This window comes from Nisaea sediminum, from assembly GCF_014904705.1.
GTDB classification, from domain to species: domain Bacteria; phylum Pseudomonadota; class Alphaproteobacteria; order Thalassobaculales; family Thalassobaculaceae; genus Nisaea; species Nisaea sediminum.
Genome location: NZ_JACZCQ010000003.1, coordinates 809,981 through 827,183, shown reverse-complemented (window position 1 = coordinate 827,183; position 17,203 = coordinate 809,981). Strand labels below are relative to the sequence as shown.

Genomic DNA, 17,203 nt, shown 5'->3' with positions numbered 1-17,203 from the left:
CGGGAAACAGCAGTCATGAGCCTGAAGATCTCGCGGCGCGGAGCCGTTCCCGCCTTCATCGTCATGGATGTCATGCAGGCCGCGGCGGACCGGGAGGCGGCCGGCGGCGACGTGCTCCATCTCGAGGTCGGCCAGCCGGCGACCCCCGCGCCGCGCGGCGTCCTTGAGGCGGCGGAACGGGCACTCAGGAGCGACAAGATCGGCTACACGCTGGCCGGCGGGATCGCGCCCCTGCGCGAGCGCATCGCCCGGCATTACAAGGACTGGTACGGCGTCTCCCTGGACCCTACACGGATCATGGTGACGACGGGCTCGTCCGGCGCCTTCCAGGTGGCGTTTCTGGCAGCCTTCGAGGCGGGCGACCGGGTGGCAATGGCCTCGCCCGGCTATCCGGCCTACCGCAACATCCTCTCCGCCCTCGGGGTCGAGACGGTCCTGCTGGAGACCGAGCGCAAGCACCGCTACCAGCCGACGCCTGAACTGCTCGACGCGGTCGAAGGCGATCTCGACGGTCTGATCGTCGCCAGCCCCTCGAACCCGACCGGGACCATGCTTGGCGCGGAGGAGCTGGCGGCACTGACACGGTATTGCAGGGCGAAAGGCATCCGGCTGGTGTCCGACGAGATCTATCACGGCATCGGCTTCGGCACCCGGCCGGTCTCGGCGCTGGAGAGCGACGATCAGGCGATCGTCATCAACAGCTTCTCGAAATATTTCTCCATGACCGGCTGGCGTCTCGGCTGGATGGTGGTGCCGGAGGATCTGGCGCGCTCTATGGAATGCCTGGCGCAGAACTTCTTCATCTCGCCGCCGACCCTCTCGCAGCACGCCGCGATTGCGGCTTTCGACTGTCACGAGGAGCTGGAGGCGAATGTCGCGCGCTATGCGAAGAACCGGGAAGTCCTTCTGAACGAGCTCCCGGCGGCCGGGCTCGACGATCTCGCGCCGGCGGACGGCGCCTTCTACATCTATGCCGACGTTACGCGCTTCACGAATGACAGCGTGGACTTCTCAAAGCGGATGCTGAACGAGATCGGTATCGCCGCCACGCCGGGAGTGGATTTCGATCCGGCCCGGGGACATGGCGGGCTTCGTTTCTCCTTTGCCGGCGCCACAGCCGACATGGTCGAGGCGGCCGTGAGGCTGCGGGGGTGGCTCAAGGGCTGAGGTCCGGCTTGCCCCATCCGGATGCGCGGGGAGGAACGGCGCCTGCGATCAGCTCCGAGATGAACTGCATCGCTTGATCCGGCATATCATGAGACCGGCGGGTGATGACTTCGTACGGCTCGCTTTTGGATATGAGGTGAACCGGAAGGATGCAGGCCATCCCGAAGCCGGCGAAGAATTCCGCGACGTCTCCGGACAATAGCGCCACTGAATTGTGATCCCCCTGAATCAGGGACATTGTCGTCAGCGCCGAGCGGGTTTCCAGCAGAACCGCCGGAAATGGCAGCCCGGCGTGACGGAATTCCTGCTCCAGCGACAATCTCATCGGCATCGCCGCCGTATAAACAATCCATCGCAAGTCGGCGAGGTCGGAGAGCGCGACCCGCCTCTTTCCGACCAGCGGGTGGGCCGGATTGGCCACAACCTTCAGTACCTCGTCGTGGAATGCGACGACATCGTAGACGTGAGGCGCCGCGCTGACCGAATGCCGACCGATCACGAGATCCAGCGCGCCTCGATCCAGTTGTCTCAACAGTTCGGCGCTGGTGTCCTCAAGGATTTCGACGGACGTTTGGGGATACCGCCGCAAATGCCGCTGGACGATTTCGGTGACGAACGGAACCGCTCCCATGATCGTTCCGATCCGCAACTTCGTGCCAGTGCCGGCAGAGAGGCCGCTCAGTTCCTGCTCCAGCTTACCGAGCTGGGACAGGATCGTCTTGGCGGTTCGAATTGCGCATTCACCGGCCGGCGTCGCCCGTACGCCGCGGTTGGAGCGATGAAAGAGCTTCTGCCCGGTCAGTTCTTCGGCTTCCTGCAGTGCCTTGGACGCGCGCGGCTGGCTCGTTCCGATGGTCTCCGCCGCGCGTTTCAGCGATCCGTTATCTTCGATTGCGGAGATCAGCAAGAGGTGGCGCAGGGACAGCCGGGCAAAGGAGGATTGTCGCATCCGTTCAATCTAATTTCGTTTTCGTTATACCTATATCCGAAGATGATGGATTTACAGCCGACGGCTCAAGCGTGATTTTTGCTGGCAAGCGATTCAGGCGAGCAAGCGTGGACACCTCTCGGTGCCGCACGGAATTTCTAAATCGATATATCAGAGGGAAAAATCATGGGGTTGATCAACTATGTGACCCGGGTTCAGTTCGGATTCGGAGAACTGGCCTCGCTCAAGGCGGAGCTGGCGCTTGCCGGCATTACCCGGCCGGTCGTCGTCACCGACAAGGGCGTGCGGCAGCTCGGATTTCTCGAGAAGATCGAGACTGTTACCGGTGCGGCGCCGGCTGGTGTCTTCGACGATACTCCGGGCAATCCCAATGAAGCTGCGGTTCAGGCTGCAACCAAGCTGTTTCTCGATGTCGAGGCGGACGGGATCATTGCGGTCGGCGGCGGGTCGGCGCTCGATCTCGCAAAGGCGGTCGCCATTCTCGCTGCGCATGGCGGTGCATTGAAAACCTACGCCATGATCGAGGGCGGGGTCGAAAAGATCACGGACAAGACCTGGCCGACGATCGCGATTCCGACGACGGCCGGCACTGGCAGCGAAGTCGGGCGCGCCGCGATCGTCATTCTGGAAGATGGCCGCAAGGTCGGCCTGCTGTCGCCGTACCTCATTCCAAGGGCGGCCATCGTGGATCCGGAACTCACGATGAGCCTTCCGGCGACTTTGACCGCGGCCACCGGGATGGATGCGATCTCGCATTGCATCGAGACCTATCTCGCGCCGTCCTTCAATCCGCCTGCCGACGGCATCGCGCTGGAGGGACTGCGCCGTGGCTGGGCGAATATCCGTCTCGCAACGGAAATGCCGGGTGATCGGGACGCACGCGCGAACATGGCGATCGCCGCCACCATGGGCGCCATGGCCTTCCAGAAGGGGCTGGGTTGCGTCCATAGCCTGAGCCACGCGCTCGGCGGGATAAATCCCAAGCTGCATCATGGCACGCTCAATGCGGTCTTCATGCCGGCGGTGATCGAGTTCAACCGCGATGCGCCGACCTCCGTCGCGGAAAACAAATACGATCATCTCGCCCGGGCGATGGGGCTCCCCTCTGGTGACGAGGTCGCAACGGCGGTCAGGGATATGACGAAGATTATCGGTCTTCCCTCCCGCTTGTCGGAGCTTGGAGTCTCCAAAGACCTGTTCGATCGCATCGTGGCCGGGGCGCTCGCCGACCATAGCCACAAGACGAATCCGGTCGACGCGAGCGCCGAGGACTATATCGGGATGCTCGAAGCGTCCTACTGACCTTGAGCGAGACAGGATGATCTGCATGGAAGCGGCGGCACCTGTGCCGCCGCTTCTTGCATTTCAACAGGCGGTTGGATGCGGCTCTATTCGGCAGCGTTTATGGCGCCGTCATGGGGCGCGTGAGGCGATTCAGGTTCCATCCCCGCCTTGCGGGCTCGGCGGGCGGCACGCCGGGCCTGGACATTCGCCCGGACCTGAAGCGCCGAGGGCGTGACGATCAGGGTCAGGACGGTCGCGAAACCCATTCCGAAGACGATCGCGGACGACAGCCCCACCCACCACTGGGTCGACGGCGCGCCGACCGAGATCTCCCGGGTGAAGAGATCGATATTGGTCTGGAACACCATCGGCAGCAGGCCGAGCATCGTGGTGATCGTTGTCAGCATGACCGGTCTGAGGCGCTGAGCGCCGGTCCGGAGAATCGCCTCTGTGGCATCAGCGGTTGTGGTCTTCAGCGCGTCGAAGGTGTCGATCAGCACGATGTTGTTGTTCACCACGATCCCCGCGAGCGCGATCACGCCGATGCCGCTCATCACGATGCCGAAGGGCTGGCCGGTGATCATCAGGCCGATCATCACGCCGATGGTCGACATGATCACGGCGCTCAGGATCAGGAAGGCGCTGTAGAAGCTGTTGAACTGGGTGACGAGGATGATCGCCATGATGAACAGCGCCACGCCGAAGGCCTTGCCGAGGAAGGCCTCGGCCTGTTTCTGCTCTTCGTCCTCGCCCTTGAAGCGATAGGAAACGCCGTCCGGCAGCTTTACCGTGCCGAGCCACTCCGTGAGCTCCCGGACCTTGTTGTCGGCGAGCACGCCGGGCAGCACGTCGGCCTTCACGCTCATGACCTGACGCGCGTCGGACCGCTTGATCGTGCCGACCTTGTCCTGCGCGCTCCAGGAGACGAAGTTGCGCAGCGGGACCAGTCCCATGTCGGTCTTCATGCGGATCGCGAGGAACTGGTCGAGGCGGCGGAACGGACGCGGATAGCGGACGACGATATCGATTTCCTCGTCGCTGTCGTTCGGGCGGTAGTCGCTGATCTTGAGGCCGCGGGTGACGAGCTGCACATAGCTGCCGATCAGCGCCACGTCGGCGCCGAACTTGGCTGCCTGTGCACGGTCGACGGCGATCTGCCATTCGATGCCCGGTATGTGCCGGTCGTCCTCGATATTCGTCAGACCGTCCATCCGGTCGAACTGTTCGCGAACCATAGCGGTGGCCTCGATCAGCTTCTCCGGATAATGCGAGCGGAGCTGGACCTGGACCGGCTTGCCGGTCGGAGGTCCGCCCTGTTCCTTCGCAGGTTCGACAATGATGCCGGGATAGGCTTTCGCGCGTTCGCTGATATCGGCGAGGATCTCGTCCGCCGGGCGCCGCTTGCCCCAGTCGTCGAATTCGACCTGGATGGTGCCGATCACGTCCTCGGCGATGTCCTGACCGCCGCCGTCCTTGTCGCCGACAAAGGTATAGACGGACTTGAAACCGCCGACCTCGAGCACTTCCTTCTCGATCTGGAAGACCAGGCGCGCCTTCTCCGCGGTCGACATGTTGCCGCGCGCATGAACGTGGATCATGGCGTTATCCGGCTCGACATCGGGGAAGAACTCCACCCCGTTGCCGTGAGTGGCGTAATACCATTGCACGCCGACCAGCAGCAGCGCCGCCCCTGCGAGGACCTTTCCGGGATGGCGGAGCGCGGCTTTGAGTACGGTGAGATATCCTCCGGTGAAGCCTTTGACCTTGCCTAGGTCGCCGTCCTCCATTGCGGCGAGCGCCTCTCGTCCCTCTTCGCTCTGCGCGCCGGGCTTGCCGATGATCGCGCCGAGCGCCGGCACGAAGATCAGGGCCATGAGCAGCGAGGCGCTGAGCGTCGCGATCAGGGTGATGGGCAGGAACTTCATGAACTCGCCGACGACGCCGGGCCAGAACAGCAACGGCAGGAAGGCGGCAAGCGTGGTCGCCGTCGAGGCGATGATCGGCCAGGCCATGCGCTTGGCCGCCGCGGCATAGGCAGACCGGCGGTCGAGACCCTCGGACATTTTCCGGTCGGCGAATTCGGTCACCACGATGGCCCCGTCGACCAGCATTCCGACCGCGAGGATCAGGCTGAACAGCACGACGATGTTCACCGTCAGGCCGAGCGAGGAGAGGGTCAGGATGCCGAGCAGGAACGAGCCCGGAATGGCGACGCCGACGAGACCGGCGGAGCGGTAGCCGAGGGCGCCGACGATCACGATCATGACCAGCAGGATCGCACTCAGAACGTTGTTGCGGAGGTCCGTCAGCATGGTGCGGATCTGGCCGGACTTGTCCTGGCTGAAGGTTACGGTCACGCCCTCCGGCCAGGTCTTCTGCGTCTCGGCGACGATGTTCCGGACGTTCTCGACCGTCTCGATGACGTTCTCGCCAATCCGTTTGGTGACCTCGATCCCGATCGCGGGCTGGCCGTCGAGGCGGGCGTGGCTCTCCCGGTCCTTGAAGCCGCGCTGGACATAGGCGATGTCGCGCACCCGGACGACCGCGTCGCCGTTGGTCTTGATCGGCTGGTCGAGGATGTCCGCGAGGTTTTCGTAGAGACCCGGAACCTTGATCGGGAAGCGTCCGTTGCCGGTATCGAGCGTGCCGGCGGCCACCAGGCGGTTGGAACGGGAGACGATCTCGAGGACCGCTGCCGCGTCGATATTGTAGCTGTCGAGGCGCAGCGGATCGATGACGATCTCGACCAGTTCCTCGCGCTCGCCTCGGAGTTTTGCCTCGAGAACCGTGCTGATTCCCTCGATCTCGTCGCGCAGATTGCGCGCCAGCTGAAGCATGGTGCGTTCCGGCAACTCGCCGGAGAGGGTGACGACAAGGATCGGGAAGAGGCTGACATTGACCTCGTGGACGGTCGGCTCGTCCGCGTCCTCCGGCAGCTCCGGCTTGGCGATATCGACCTTCTCGCGCACGTCTGTCAGCGCCTGGTCGGCATCGAAGCCGGCGGTGAATTCGAGGGTCACGTTGGCGCCGCCCTCGTATGCGGTGGCCCGCATCTCCTTCACGCCCTCGATGCTGCGAAGCTCGGTTTCCATCGGCTTCAGCAGCAACCGTTCCGCATCCTCCGGCGAGATCCCGTCATGATGCATGGAGACGTAGATGATCGGGATATTGACGTCAGGGTCCGCTTCCTTCGGGATCGTCACATAGGAGATCGCCCCGGAAATCAGGATCAGGGCCAGAACCATCAGCGTGGTACGGCTGCGATGCAGTGCGGCGTCGATCAGCGTGTGCATGGCGGCGCCTCAGCTAGCCTTCGCGTCGGGAGTGCCGACGATCTCTTCAGGGACCGCACGCACTTTCTCGCCGTCGGAGACGAATTCCTGGCCGACTGTGATCAATTGCACCCGGTCGGGCAGGCCGGTCACATAGGCCCAGTCGGCATCGCTGTCGACCACCGTCACTCTGTGGAAATGAACGATTCCGTCTTGATCCACAGCCATCACGCCCAGCAGTCCGACATCGTTCAGGGTGAAGACCCCGGCAGAGAGCTTGTGGGCGGAGATCTCGGGCAGCGGCAGGATCACACCTGTGGTGATGCCTTGCTCGATCTGCATTCCGGGGTTCGGAACCTCGAGCTCGACCCTGAAGGTGCGGGTCAGGGGATCGGCGGCGGCGGTGATGTAGCGGATCGTGCCCGAGAGCTTGGTTCCGTCGAGCAGGCTCGCCGCGCCCGGCTGCCCGACTTCCAGCTTGAGCCGCTCCTGTTCGGAAACCTGGGCGACGACGAGGATCGGATCGAGATCGTACATCTTGGCGACCGCATCGCCGCTCTGAACCACGTCTCCAACCTCGACCTGGATCTCGTCAAGGACGGCGTCGAACGGCACCTTGATTCTCAGCCGACGGATCTCCTCCTCTATCTCGGCAAGGTCCGCCTTGGCTTCCTGCAGGTCCGCATAGGTCGCGGCCCGCTGGGTCTTCGCCTGGAAGCCCTTGTTGGCGAGCTTGTCGGAGGCGCTAAATTCGGTCTCGCGCTGCTCGATCCGGGCCTTGGCCATCTGCCGCTTGGCCTCCCGGTCTTCGGGATCGAACCGCACGATCGTCTCGCCGGCGGTGACGGGGGTGCCTTCGGTGGCTCCGATCTCCACGACCTTGCCGAGGATCTGAGCCTTGAGCTCGATCTCGCGCGAGGCGGCCGTCCGTCCAGAAATGACAACGGCCGAACGGTACGGTTCGGCAATGCTTTCGCGGACCCGAACCGAGGTGAGTTTCGGCGTGCCCGCGGGAGAATTCGTGGCCGCAACCGTTTCCTCGTCCGTGCGCGCGCCATTGGCGAACTGTCCTGACAGGATCCATCCGGTCGCGCCGACGGCGATCAAAGCGGCCAGCAATAGGGAGCGATTGAGTCTCATGGGGCCTCTGCAGCCTGTAGTGAGAAGAAATTCGGAACCAACCGGTTACTCGGCGGCATGGCGCGCCTCCGCACGAAGCTGTTCAAGCAGGGCGGAGCGGTTCTTCCGCATGTAGTCGGCCGCTGCCGTGTAGAGCGCACAGCCGAGACCGCGGACGAAGTCCCGTCCCGGCTCTTCGCCGGAACAGGTCTCAGCCTTGCTGTGCAGATTCGCGACAGAGGTCTCGTAATGGGCGATCCGCTCGTCGACCAGGCGGGCAATCTTGTCCGGGGACTGGAGACTGGCGAAAAAGATCAGGAACAGGAGGTCGGAGCGGAATTGGTCGTCACCGGGTTCCGTCTGGCAGGCCCGGTGGAGGGCGGCGGCACCGTCCTGCGTCAGGCGGTAGATTTTCTTGTCCGGCCGCCCGTCCTGCGCTTCCGCCGTAACGGTGACGAGACCTTCTTCCGCAGCCTTGGTCAGGGCAGGGTAGATCGCGCCGAGCGAGGCCTTCTGGAAATGCGCGAACGGGCCTTCCGCGAACTGTTTGCGGATTTCATAGCCGGTCGCGTCCCGTCGGCTGAGAACCGCGAGACAGAGTGTTTTGACGTCCATGGATTGGGCGCTCCTGTATATCGGTCCGATATACGTTCAATATGTCGGACCGATATATGGAACTCGACGGTGTAGTTTAAAAGGGAAAATTTTGGGTCGTATCTGGATAGGTGTTTTTCGCCCCGCTTTGTGTCTCTCGGGTAACACTCGGATTGACCGGCGGGGCCTAGGCCGTCTCGAGGCGGAACTTGAGGAAACGAGCGCCCGCGTGGGTGATCTCTCCGACGAAGTCCGCGCCGAGTCGGGCGAGGGCGCCGAGATGTTTGCGCGATGGCGGCAGGAGGAAAGTCACGGAAGGAATGCGCGCGTCGGCGTGGGCGAAGGCCAGCGCCTGGCGGCCGATCCTTGGACCTAAACCGAACCGCTCGGGCTTCAGGACAAGACCGAAATCCCAGTCCTCGCCCTCCTTCTGGAAACCGCCCCAGCCGGCATAGACGCCGTCGAGGAGAATCGCCCAGTGCCCGAGCCCGTCGCGGTTCCAGCAGGCTTCTTTGGTCGCGACAAAGGCGATGGCGGTCTCCCTATCCCAGGCTCCCGTCAAAAGCGGCATATGCTCTGCCATCCGCGGATCCGACATATGCGCGGCGATCTCCTCGGGCGCGACCTCGGTCAGGCGGACAAAAGCGATGGCTTCCATTGTTGTCAGAAGGTCTCTTTCCAGGGCCGCAGTTCGACCTCCCAGGCCCAGCTTGAGCGTGGCTGACGATGGAACTGGAGATAAATCTCGGCGATCGCATCGGGATCGAGCAGCTTGTCCTCGCCAGGCATCTCGCGGCTGTCGTTGGCGGTCCGGATGCCGCCGTCGATGACGAAATGGCCGATATGGATGTTCTGCGGGTGCAGTTCGCGCGCCATGGACTGGGCGAGGCCGCGTAGCCCGAACTTGCCCATCGCGAAGGGCGCCGATTGCGGATAGCCCTTCACACCGGCCGAGGCACCGGTGAAGAGGATGCTGCCCTTGCCGGCTTTAAGCATGCGCCGGGCCGCCTGCTGGGCGACGAGAAAGGCGCCGTGACAGGTCACCGTGGTCGCCGCCAGCACTTCGTCGGGATCGAGATCGACCAGAGGCCCGCGGGCGCGCTTCGAAGGGTTGAAGACGACAAGGTCGGGCGTCCCGAGTGCGCCGTCGAGCCATGAGAACAGGTTGGCGACACTCTCCTTGTCGGCGACGTCGCATTCGTGGGCCAGAGCGCCGGTCTCCTTTGCCAGCGCGCCAAGTTTTCCCGTGTTTCGCGCGGCGAGGGCGATCTTCATGCCGTTCTTGGCGCAGAGACGGGCGAGCGAGGCGCTGAGACCGGCGCCTGCGCCGACGATGAGAGCTGTTTCGGCCATGAGTGCTTCCTTCTTCTTGAATTGAGGAGCGTTCCGGCCGGGACAACGCTGCTAGCGCTTCGGCCGGGACGGTCCGGGTCGGATGACGGGCCACGGCTCCGGCATTTCGCCTACCGGTACCTCGATCAGGGTCGGCCGCCCGGCGGCGAAACCTTCCTCGATCCGGCGTCTGAGCTCGTCCGGTGTGGTCGCGCGCAAACCTAGCGCACCACAGCTCTCGGCGAGCTTCACGAAATCGGGATTGGTAAACTCGCTGGCGATCACCCGGTTGTCATAGAGCTCCTTCTGCATCCGCATCACGTTGCCATAGGCGCCGTCGGCGAAGATTACGGCGACAACGTTGATCCCGTGATGCACGGCGGTGGCGAGCTCCGGCATCGTATACATGAAGCCGCCATCGCCGTTGATCGAAAGGACCTGCTTGTCCGGATGCGCGACCTGCACGCCGAGGGCAGTGGCATAGCCGTAGCCGAGCGTGCCCTGGTAGCCGGGCGAGACGAGGGTGCGCGGCCCATAGGTCTGGAAGCCGATGCGGCAGGCATAGGCGACCTGGGTGAACTCGTCGACGAGGAAGCCGTCCTCCGGCAAGGCGGCGCGGAGCGCGGCGACCCATTCCATCTGCGGGCCGAGCTTCTCCTTGAACTGGTGCAGGAATTCGGCCTTCAGCGCTTCCATCTCTTCGGTCCGCGACTCTCGCTCGCGGTTGTAATGCGGAACCCTCGCGAGCAACTCGCGCGTCGCTTTGGCAGCGTCGGCGACGATGCCGACATCCGGCTTCGCAACCCTTGTCAGCTCTGTCGGGTCGATATCGACATGGATGATCGTCAGCCGGTCGTCCGTACCCCAGGTCATCCGTTCGTGCTGCAGTCGGCAACCGATCGAGATCACCACGTCCGCGTCGCCCCAGAGCCGGTTGCCGGCCGGGTGATGCAGGGAGAGCGGGTGGCGGTCGTCGAGCACGCCCTTGCCGTTCATGTAGGATACCACTGGCGCCTGCAGCATCTCGGCAAGCTCGCGGATTTCCTCCGCCGCCTCATAGGCACCGCCGCCGACGAAGATCATCGGGTTCGCGGCCTCGCCGAGCAGCCGCGCCGCGGCGTCGATCAGGTCCGGATCGGGTTCCGGAGCGTCGGGAACCGGCGTTGCCGCGATCCGGCCGACCGGGGCCGACTTGTGCAGCTGGTCGAGCGGCATCTCGATCCCGACCGGCCTCGGGCGACCGCCGCGGAGCTCCCGGAAGGCCTGATCCATTACCGCCGGAACCTGGGACGGATGATCGATGCGGCGCGACCACTTGGTCAGCCGCTCCATCTGTCCGAGCTGGTCCGGGATCTCGTGCAGCATGCCGAGGCCGCGCCCGATGGTCTCGCTCGGGATCTGCCCGGTCAGTGCCAGCACCGGCGTGTTGCAGCCGTAGGCGGTTGAGAGCGCCGCGAAGGTGTTCAGCAGGCCGGGACCGGGAACAACCGCGTAAGTTCCGATTCTCCCGCTCGACTGGGCGTAGCCGAAGGCCATGTAGGCGGTGCCCTGTTCGTGCCGGGCATTGATCACGCGGAGATTGTTGCGGGCGTCGTAGAAGGCGTTGAAGAGCCCGTCGAGCTGGATGCCCGGGAGGCCGAAGACCGTGTCGATCCCGTTCTCCGTCAGCGCACGGACCAGCGCCGTCCCACCGGTCATCTTGGTGGAGCCTGCCATGTTTACCTCCCTGGTTTACGGCCGGTCTTGCTGCCGGCCTCTTGTCAGTCGTTGGCGTGGATCGCGCTCCAGATTTTCTCCGGAGTCATGGGGATGTCGAGATGTTTGACGCCGTAGGGCGAGAGCGCGTCGATGACGGCGTTCATGATCGGGCCCGGACCGCCGATCGACGGGACCTCGCCGACGCCCTTCACCCCGAGCAGGCTGTTCGGTGACGGCGTCGCGGCCCAGCCATGGTCGATGAAAGGCACGTCGTCGGCGCGCGGGAAGGCGTAGTCCATCAGCGATCCGGTCAGCAGCTGGCCGGATTCCTGGTCGTAGACGCTGCCTTCCATAAGGACCTCGCCGATCGCTTGGGCGATGCCGCCGGTGACCTGACCGAAGGCGAGCGGTTCGTTCACAATGCGCCCGAGATCGTCGAGCCCGACGAAGCGGTCGACGGCGACCTTGCCGGTCTCGGGATCGACCTCGACCTCGACGACATAGGCGCCGTTCGGGAAGGTCGTGTGCTTGCCCTCGAAATCCATCTCGCCGACGCAGCCGCCGCGAAGGCCCGGCTCCAGCGTGTCTGCCGGGATGTCGCCCATGCGCGCCATCAGCTCGGGGAAGGAGATCGCCTTGTCGGTGCCGGCGACCTTGAAGCTGCCCGCCTCGTATTCGATATCCTGGACCGCGGTCTCCATCATATGGGCGGCAAGCTTCTTGCCGTTCTCTACCATCTCGATGGCGGCGCGGTGCACTGTGTTCGCGGCGATCGGCATCAGGCAGGACCCGCCGGTGCCGCCGCCGACGACGAGATTGGCGCTGTCGCCCTGCTCGACGATCACCTGGTCGGGATCGATGCCGAGAGTCTCGGCCGCGACCTGGGCGAGGGTAGTCTGGTGGCCTTGGCCGGAATCCTGCGTGCCGGAGCGGACCCGCACCTTGCCGTCGCCGGTCAGCTCGACCTTGCTGCGCTCGGCTGTAGACCCGCCGGTCGCGTGGACATGGATGCCGAAACCCACACCCCTCCGCTTCCCCTTCGCTTCGCTTGCGGCACGGCGCTCGGGGAAGGTGTCGATATTGGCCTTGGCCAGCGCCTTCCTGAAGATTTCCGGATAGTCGCCGCCATCGTAATCCTCGCCCATGGGTGTGTGGAACGGCAGATCGGCCGGCTGCATCAGGTTCTTCGCCCGGATCTCCTGCCGGTCGAAGCCGAGCTTGTCGCAGGCGTAATCGATGATCCGCTCGAGCGTGCCCGCGCTCTCCGGCTTGCCGGCGCCGCGATAGGCGTCGGTCGGCGTGGCATTGGTGAAGACCGCTTTGACCCGGTATTCCGCCGCCTCGATCTTGTAGCAGGAGGTGAAGACGCGGACTGCGCCCTTTGTGACGATGGACGGGTTCACGGCGTTGAGGAAGGCGCCCATGTCGGCGAGCGCGTCGATCCGGAACGCGGTGATCCTGCCGTCCTTCGTCAGGGCCAGCGTCGCCCGGTCGAGCCGGCCGCGGCCCGGCGCGTCGGCGACAAAGCTTTCGGTCCGCTCGGCGATCCATTTGACCGGACGTCCGGTCACGCGGGCGGCGAGCAGGCAGAGGATCTGTTCCGGATAGGGCCAGATTTTCGCCGCGAAGCTGCCGCCGACGTCATTGGTGATAACCCGCATCTGCGTCTCGTCGACGCCGAGTGCCTCGGCCATCGCGGCGCGCAGCATGACCACGCCCTGACTCGGCGTGTGCAGCACGTATTTTCCGGTCGCGGCGTCATATTCGCCGACGCAGCCGCGCGGTTCCACCGGCGCGATCACGGCGCGCGGGTGCTGAACGGTAAGCTCGACCACATGGTCGGCGGCGGCAATCGCCGCATCCACCTCGGAGCCGTTGCCGATGCGCCAGTCGAGGCTGACATTGCCCGGCGCCTCCGGCCACAATCGCGGCGCGTCGGGTGATGCGGCGCGTTCGAGATCCGTGACCGGCTCGAGATCCTCGTAATCGATATCGACAAGCTCGGCCGCTTCCAGGGCCGCTGCCTTGCTGTCGGCGACGATCAGCGCGACCGGCTGGCCGGCATATTTCGCCTCACCTTGGGCGAGGGCCGGGCGGTCCGGTTCGATCATCGGCGTGCCGTCATGGCCGACCATGGGCGCGCGCGAGCGCATCATGCCGACGCCTTCGCGCAGCAGATCGTCTCCGGTAAGGACCGTCAGAACGCCGGGAACGGCTTTCGCGTCCTCGACCGCGACCGAGAGGAGGCGCGCGTGTGCAAAGGCCGAACGGACCACAATCGCATGGGCGGCATTCTCAGGCTGCAGGTCGTCAACATAGAGTCCGTGGCCGGTCAGCAACCGGTCATCCTCGCGTCTCAACATGTATCCTGATCTCGATGGAATAGTGGCTGGACTGTCTCCTTTGTCGCACGCAAATATAGGTGCGATCCAGTCCTTCGTGAGATTGGAGTGGTTCGGCTGAGGCGTCAGCCACTTGGCAGATAATGGGTTTCTAGATGAGCGGTTCAGGCGCCGGTTCGGCGGTTCTCGATAAATTGCGGGCTGCCTTCGACAAGGCGATGGCGAAGCCGACGATGCTGCAGCGCTATCGTGCGCTGCAATCGGTTGTCGCCGATTGCCAGAAACTGCACCGGAAGGTCACGCGGAGCCTGAAGGAGAACCAGAAGGACGAAACCTATCTGGAGCTGGAAAAGCGCTACATCACAAAGCACGAGATGAAGCTCGACGCATTGGCGCAGGGGCTTTTCCGTTGCTACGAGAGCCCGGGAAAAGCGCGTGAAACGCTCGATCAGCTCTGCGGCAATTACGATACCAACTACGCCCTCGAAGTGGTGCGGCTCGGAATCCGTCGTCTGGCGAAGCCGCTCGGCTTCGACGTTCTCGGGATCAAGAGCGAAAGCAGACGTCTGGCCGAGGAGCACTTCGAGAACACGCTTCTGCCGTCTCTCGAAAAGCTGATTCCCGATCATGGGGACTACATCAAGCTGAAGCGGCTGGATGTAGAGGCACGCTACGAGAAGGTGCTGCACGAGATCGAGATCGGCCGCCAGGCCGTGACGGCCGTCGAGTCCGGCCTGAAGAAATACAAGAGCGAACTCGAAACCGCGGCGAAGGCGCTGAGCGAGGAAGAGGTCAGCCAACTCAGCGCGGAGGAGGCGTCCGACCGGCTCCTGTTGCTGCCGGCGAAAATGCGCGAGGCGGTCCTGGAGACGAAGCTCGAAGCATTGAAGAAGCGCTGATGAGAGCGCGCAGAGGGACCTAGCCGCGGCGCCCGTTGGTGAATTCGCGAACCCGGTCGAGCGGAACCTCCACCGGCATCGCGAGCAGCATGAAGGACAGCGTCTTGCCGTGCAGGTCGAGATTGAGCGTGCTGTTGACCCCACCTTCCAAAGCATCGTCGATCACGAAATTGAGCGCCGGCAGGTTCGGCAGTTCGTAGCGTTTCACCGCACTTGCGCCCTTATGGGCGAAGAGTTCCAGCACTTGCGCTTCGGTCACCTGCTCCAGCAGCAACGGATAGGCGTCCTCGCAATAGGGAATGACGCTGATATTCGAGCGGTTGCCCTTGTCGCCACTGCGCCCGTGGGCGATGTCGTGCAGCTTCAGGCGGACAGTTTCGAGCACGATGGTCATGTCTCCGCTCCGCAATAGCTGACCGATGGGGCGAGCCGGTTCCGGTCCACCAGGATCGAGGCGGTATGGATCTGCGCCGTGATGTTGCGGCGGAAACCGCCGCCGCCCGCAGGACCTGAGCAATAGAGACTGAGAACCTCGTCGGCGAGATCCTCCGCGACCTCTTTCGAATGGCTGGAAACCGCGGCCCGGACCCTGAAATCACCGTCGGGCGCCGGAGCCGGACGGCCCGGATAGGGCGCGCTCCCGCCGTCGAACGTGCTCGAGAGGCCGACAATGTCGAAGCGGTACTCGGCGTTGCTGCCGCGCTCGAGGCAGCGCTCGCGGATCACGTCGCGGGCAAGCTTCGCCCGTGCGAGGGCGTTCGGTCCCGCATAGCTGATCTCGGCCTCTCCGAGCCAGCCGCCGTCGAAGCTGACTGTCGTCTTCAGCGTATCGGGCCGGGGTTTGCCCCTGGCGCCGCTGATTGAGACGACGTTATCGCTCTCCTGGGCGACCGACACGCCGGTGATGTCGAGCACGACGTCGGCGGTCAGGTAGGCCGACGGATCGTGCATTTCGTAGAGGATCTGTTCCTTCACGCTCGCCGGCGTGACCGCGCCCCCGGTGTTATTCGCCTTGGAGACCGAGATCGCGCCGTCGCGGCCGATCGTGGCGACCGGAAAGCCGACATGGGCCAGATCGGGCACGTCCTTGAAGCCGGGATCGGCGAAATAGGCGCCGGTAACCTGGGCGCCGCATTCGAGCAGATGCCCGGCAAGTGTTCCCGCAGCGAGCCTGTCCCAGTCATCTTCCGCCCAGCCGAACTCATGGATCAGCGGACCCAGGACCAACGCCGGGTCGGTGGTGCGCCCGACAACCACGATATCCGCTCCGCCCGCCAGTGCCTCGGCGATCGGACGAGCACCGATATAGGTATTGGCGGCGACAATACCGTCGCCGATCGGAAGTCCTTCGATGGACTTGTGCGCGCGGATCTCGCCTTCGCTCATGACCGTGAGCAGGTCGTCGCCGGAGACCACGGCAATCCGCGGTGTGCGGCAGCCGAGCTCTTGCGCGATCTCCAGGATCTTCCGGGCCCCACCCATCGGGTTCGCAGCGCCGAAATTGGAGACGATGCGGATCTTGTGCGCCAGGCAGCGCTCCAGCACGGGGCGCACATAGGCTTCGAGAAAGGGCGAGTAGCCTTTCGCCGGATCCTTCAGTTTCTGTTTCTGCGCGAGCGCCAGGGTGCGTTCGGCCAAGGTCTCGAAGATCAGGTATTTCGGGCCGTCGCGTTTCGCGAGCGTGTCGACGACCGGGCCGCCGGCATCCTTGCGGTCTCCGGCAAAACCGGCGCCGCAGCCGATATGGACGAGGTCTTTGGTCATGGGTCTTTCGCTTGGCAGGATCGGGAGCGAACTGTAGCGTCTGCTGCGGCTTCGTTTCCAGTCCCCATGCAATCAACCAGGAGGACAGGCCCATGAGCGGACTTGCGGATCGTGTCAGCAATAGCGCCGCAGTGTCGCCGTTCGCCGGATTTCCGGAAGGCGGCAGCCTCGTGGTGTTCGATCTCGAGATCACCGCCTGGGAGGGCTCGCTCGCCCGGAGCTGGAGCGGGCCCGACGAGTATATGGAGGTCGTGCAGATCGGCGCCGTGAAGCTCGACGCGGCGATGCCGATGGCGGAGCAGGACAGTTTCGAGATCCTGATTCGACCGGAGAAAAACCCTGTCCTTTCGGATTATTTCACCGTGCTCACCGGGATCACCAACACGGATCTGGACCGGGAAGCCGTCGGCTTTGCCGAGGCGCTACAAGCTTTCGCGGCCTTCGTTGGCGACGCCGGCGCGGTGTACAGCAATGGCGGCGATTGGTCTGACCTGGTGCAGAATGCGGGATGGGCGGGCGTGGATTGGCCGTTTCCACCTGGACTGTTTTCGAATCTCCGCGAGACCATCGCCGGAGCGCTGGGCGCGCCGAACCGGCAGGCCGTCAGTTCCAGTCTTCCCGGACAGCTGGGGCTGGAAGAAGTGCCCGGCGCTCACACGGGGCTCGGCGATTCGCGGGCGATCGCGGCGGCCTTGCGTCAGCTGCGCGCCGACGGTCGCCTCTGACTCCCGGTCCGCGAGCCGGAGCACTGTTGCACCGGACAGATTGCGCATACAAAGTGGT

General features: G+C 64.2%; 14 protein-coding genes. 4 read left to right on the top strand and 10 right to left on the bottom strand.

Going from position 1 to position 17,203, the window contains the following annotated elements; all coding sequences use genetic code 11:
• Positions 1–15 precede the first annotated feature (15 nt).
• Complete coding sequence (locus tag IG122_RS08975; protein ID WP_193182564.1) at positions 16–1,167, top strand: pyridoxal phosphate-dependent aminotransferase; 1,152 nt, start codon at positions 16–18, stop codon at positions 1,165–1,167.
• Here the strand turns inward: IG122_RS08975 and IG122_RS08970 are convergent.
• Positions 1,157–2,074, bottom strand: a complete 918-nt coding sequence (locus tag IG122_RS08970) for a LysR family transcriptional regulator (RefSeq protein WP_264299712.1) — start codon at positions 2,072–2,074, stop codon at positions 1,157–1,159. The two genes, IG122_RS08975 and IG122_RS08970, sit on opposite strands and share 11 nt — an antisense overlap.
• A 207-nt stretch (positions 2,075–2,281) precedes the next feature.
• Between IG122_RS08970 and IG122_RS08965 the strand changes: the two genes are divergently transcribed.
• Positions 2,282–3,418: an iron-containing alcohol dehydrogenase gene (locus tag IG122_RS08965; protein ID WP_193182559.1), complete on the top strand. Its 1,137-nt coding sequence runs from the start codon at positions 2,282–2,284 to the stop codon at positions 3,416–3,418.
• Positions 3,419–3,504: 86 nt separating this feature from the next.
• On the opposite strand, the gene IG122_RS08960 is transcribed toward IG122_RS08965, so the two are convergent.
• The 7 genes from IG122_RS08960 to IG122_RS08930 form a co-directional block, all read right to left on the bottom strand.
• The gene (locus IG122_RS08960) at positions 3,505–6,693 is read right to left on the bottom strand and encodes an efflux RND transporter permease subunit (protein WP_193182557.1); all 3,189 of its coding nucleotides are present in this window, start codon (positions 6,691–6,693) and stop codon (positions 3,505–3,507) included.
• Positions 6,694–6,702: 9 nt separating this feature from the next.
• A complete protein-coding gene (locus tag IG122_RS08955; protein ID WP_193182555.1) occupies positions 6,703–7,812 on the bottom strand; it encodes an efflux RND transporter periplasmic adaptor subunit in 1,110 nt (369 codons plus the stop codon).
• Between the two features lie 45 nt (positions 7,813–7,857).
• Positions 7,858–8,406, bottom strand: a complete 549-nt coding sequence (locus IG122_RS08950; protein WP_193182553.1) for a PadR family transcriptional regulator — start codon at positions 8,404–8,406, stop codon at positions 7,858–7,860.
• 166 nt (positions 8,407–8,572) lie between these two features.
• Complete coding sequence (locus IG122_RS08945; protein ID WP_193182551.1) at positions 8,573–9,043, bottom strand: GNAT family N-acetyltransferase; 471 nt, start codon at positions 9,041–9,043, stop codon at positions 8,573–8,575.
• Between the two features lie 5 nt (positions 9,044–9,048).
• Positions 9,049–9,738, bottom strand: coding sequence for an SDR family NAD(P)-dependent oxidoreductase (locus tag IG122_RS08940; protein WP_193182549.1), 690 nt, complete (start codon positions 9,736–9,738; stop codon positions 9,049–9,051).
• A gap of 51 nt (positions 9,739–9,789) precedes the next feature.
• A complete protein-coding gene (locus IG122_RS08935) occupies positions 9,790–11,433 on the bottom strand; it encodes a thiamine pyrophosphate-dependent enzyme (RefSeq protein WP_193182547.1) in 1,644 nt (547 codons plus the stop codon).
• A gap of 44 nt (positions 11,434–11,477) precedes the next feature.
• Positions 11,478–13,778: a xanthine dehydrogenase family protein molybdopterin-binding subunit gene (locus tag IG122_RS08930; protein ID WP_193182545.1), complete on the bottom strand. Its 2,301-nt coding sequence runs from the start codon at positions 13,776–13,778 to the stop codon at positions 11,478–11,480.
• A gap of 134 nt (positions 13,779–13,912) precedes the next feature.
• Between IG122_RS08930 and IG122_RS08925 the strand changes: the two genes are divergently transcribed.
• Entirely contained in the window at positions 13,913–14,656 is a 744-nt protein-coding gene (locus tag IG122_RS08925) for a hypothetical protein (protein WP_193182543.1), read from the top strand.
• A gap of 19 nt (positions 14,657–14,675) precedes the next feature.
• On the opposite strand, the gene IG122_RS08920 is transcribed toward IG122_RS08925, so the two are convergent.
• Both IG122_RS08920 and IG122_RS08915 read right to left on the bottom strand, forming a co-directional pair.
• A complete protein-coding gene (locus IG122_RS08920; protein ID WP_193182541.1) occupies positions 14,676–15,050 on the bottom strand; it encodes an AtuA-related protein in 375 nt (124 codons plus the stop codon).
• The gene (locus tag IG122_RS08915) at positions 15,047–16,420 is read right to left on the bottom strand and encodes an acyclic terpene utilization AtuA family protein (protein ID WP_193182539.1); all 1,374 of its coding nucleotides are present in this window, start codon (positions 16,418–16,420) and stop codon (positions 15,047–15,049) included. The genes IG122_RS08920 and IG122_RS08915 overlap by 4 nt, the downstream gene beginning before the upstream one ends.
• Positions 16,421–16,512: 92 nt before the next feature.
• Between IG122_RS08915 and IG122_RS08910 the strand changes: the two genes are divergently transcribed.
• Positions 16,513–17,145 carry a 3'-5' exonuclease gene (locus IG122_RS08910; RefSeq protein WP_193182537.1) on the top strand — a complete coding sequence of 211 codons (633 nt, stop codon included), beginning with the start codon at positions 16,513–16,515 and terminating at the stop codon, positions 17,143–17,145.
• Positions 17,146–17,203: the final 58 nt, after the last annotated feature.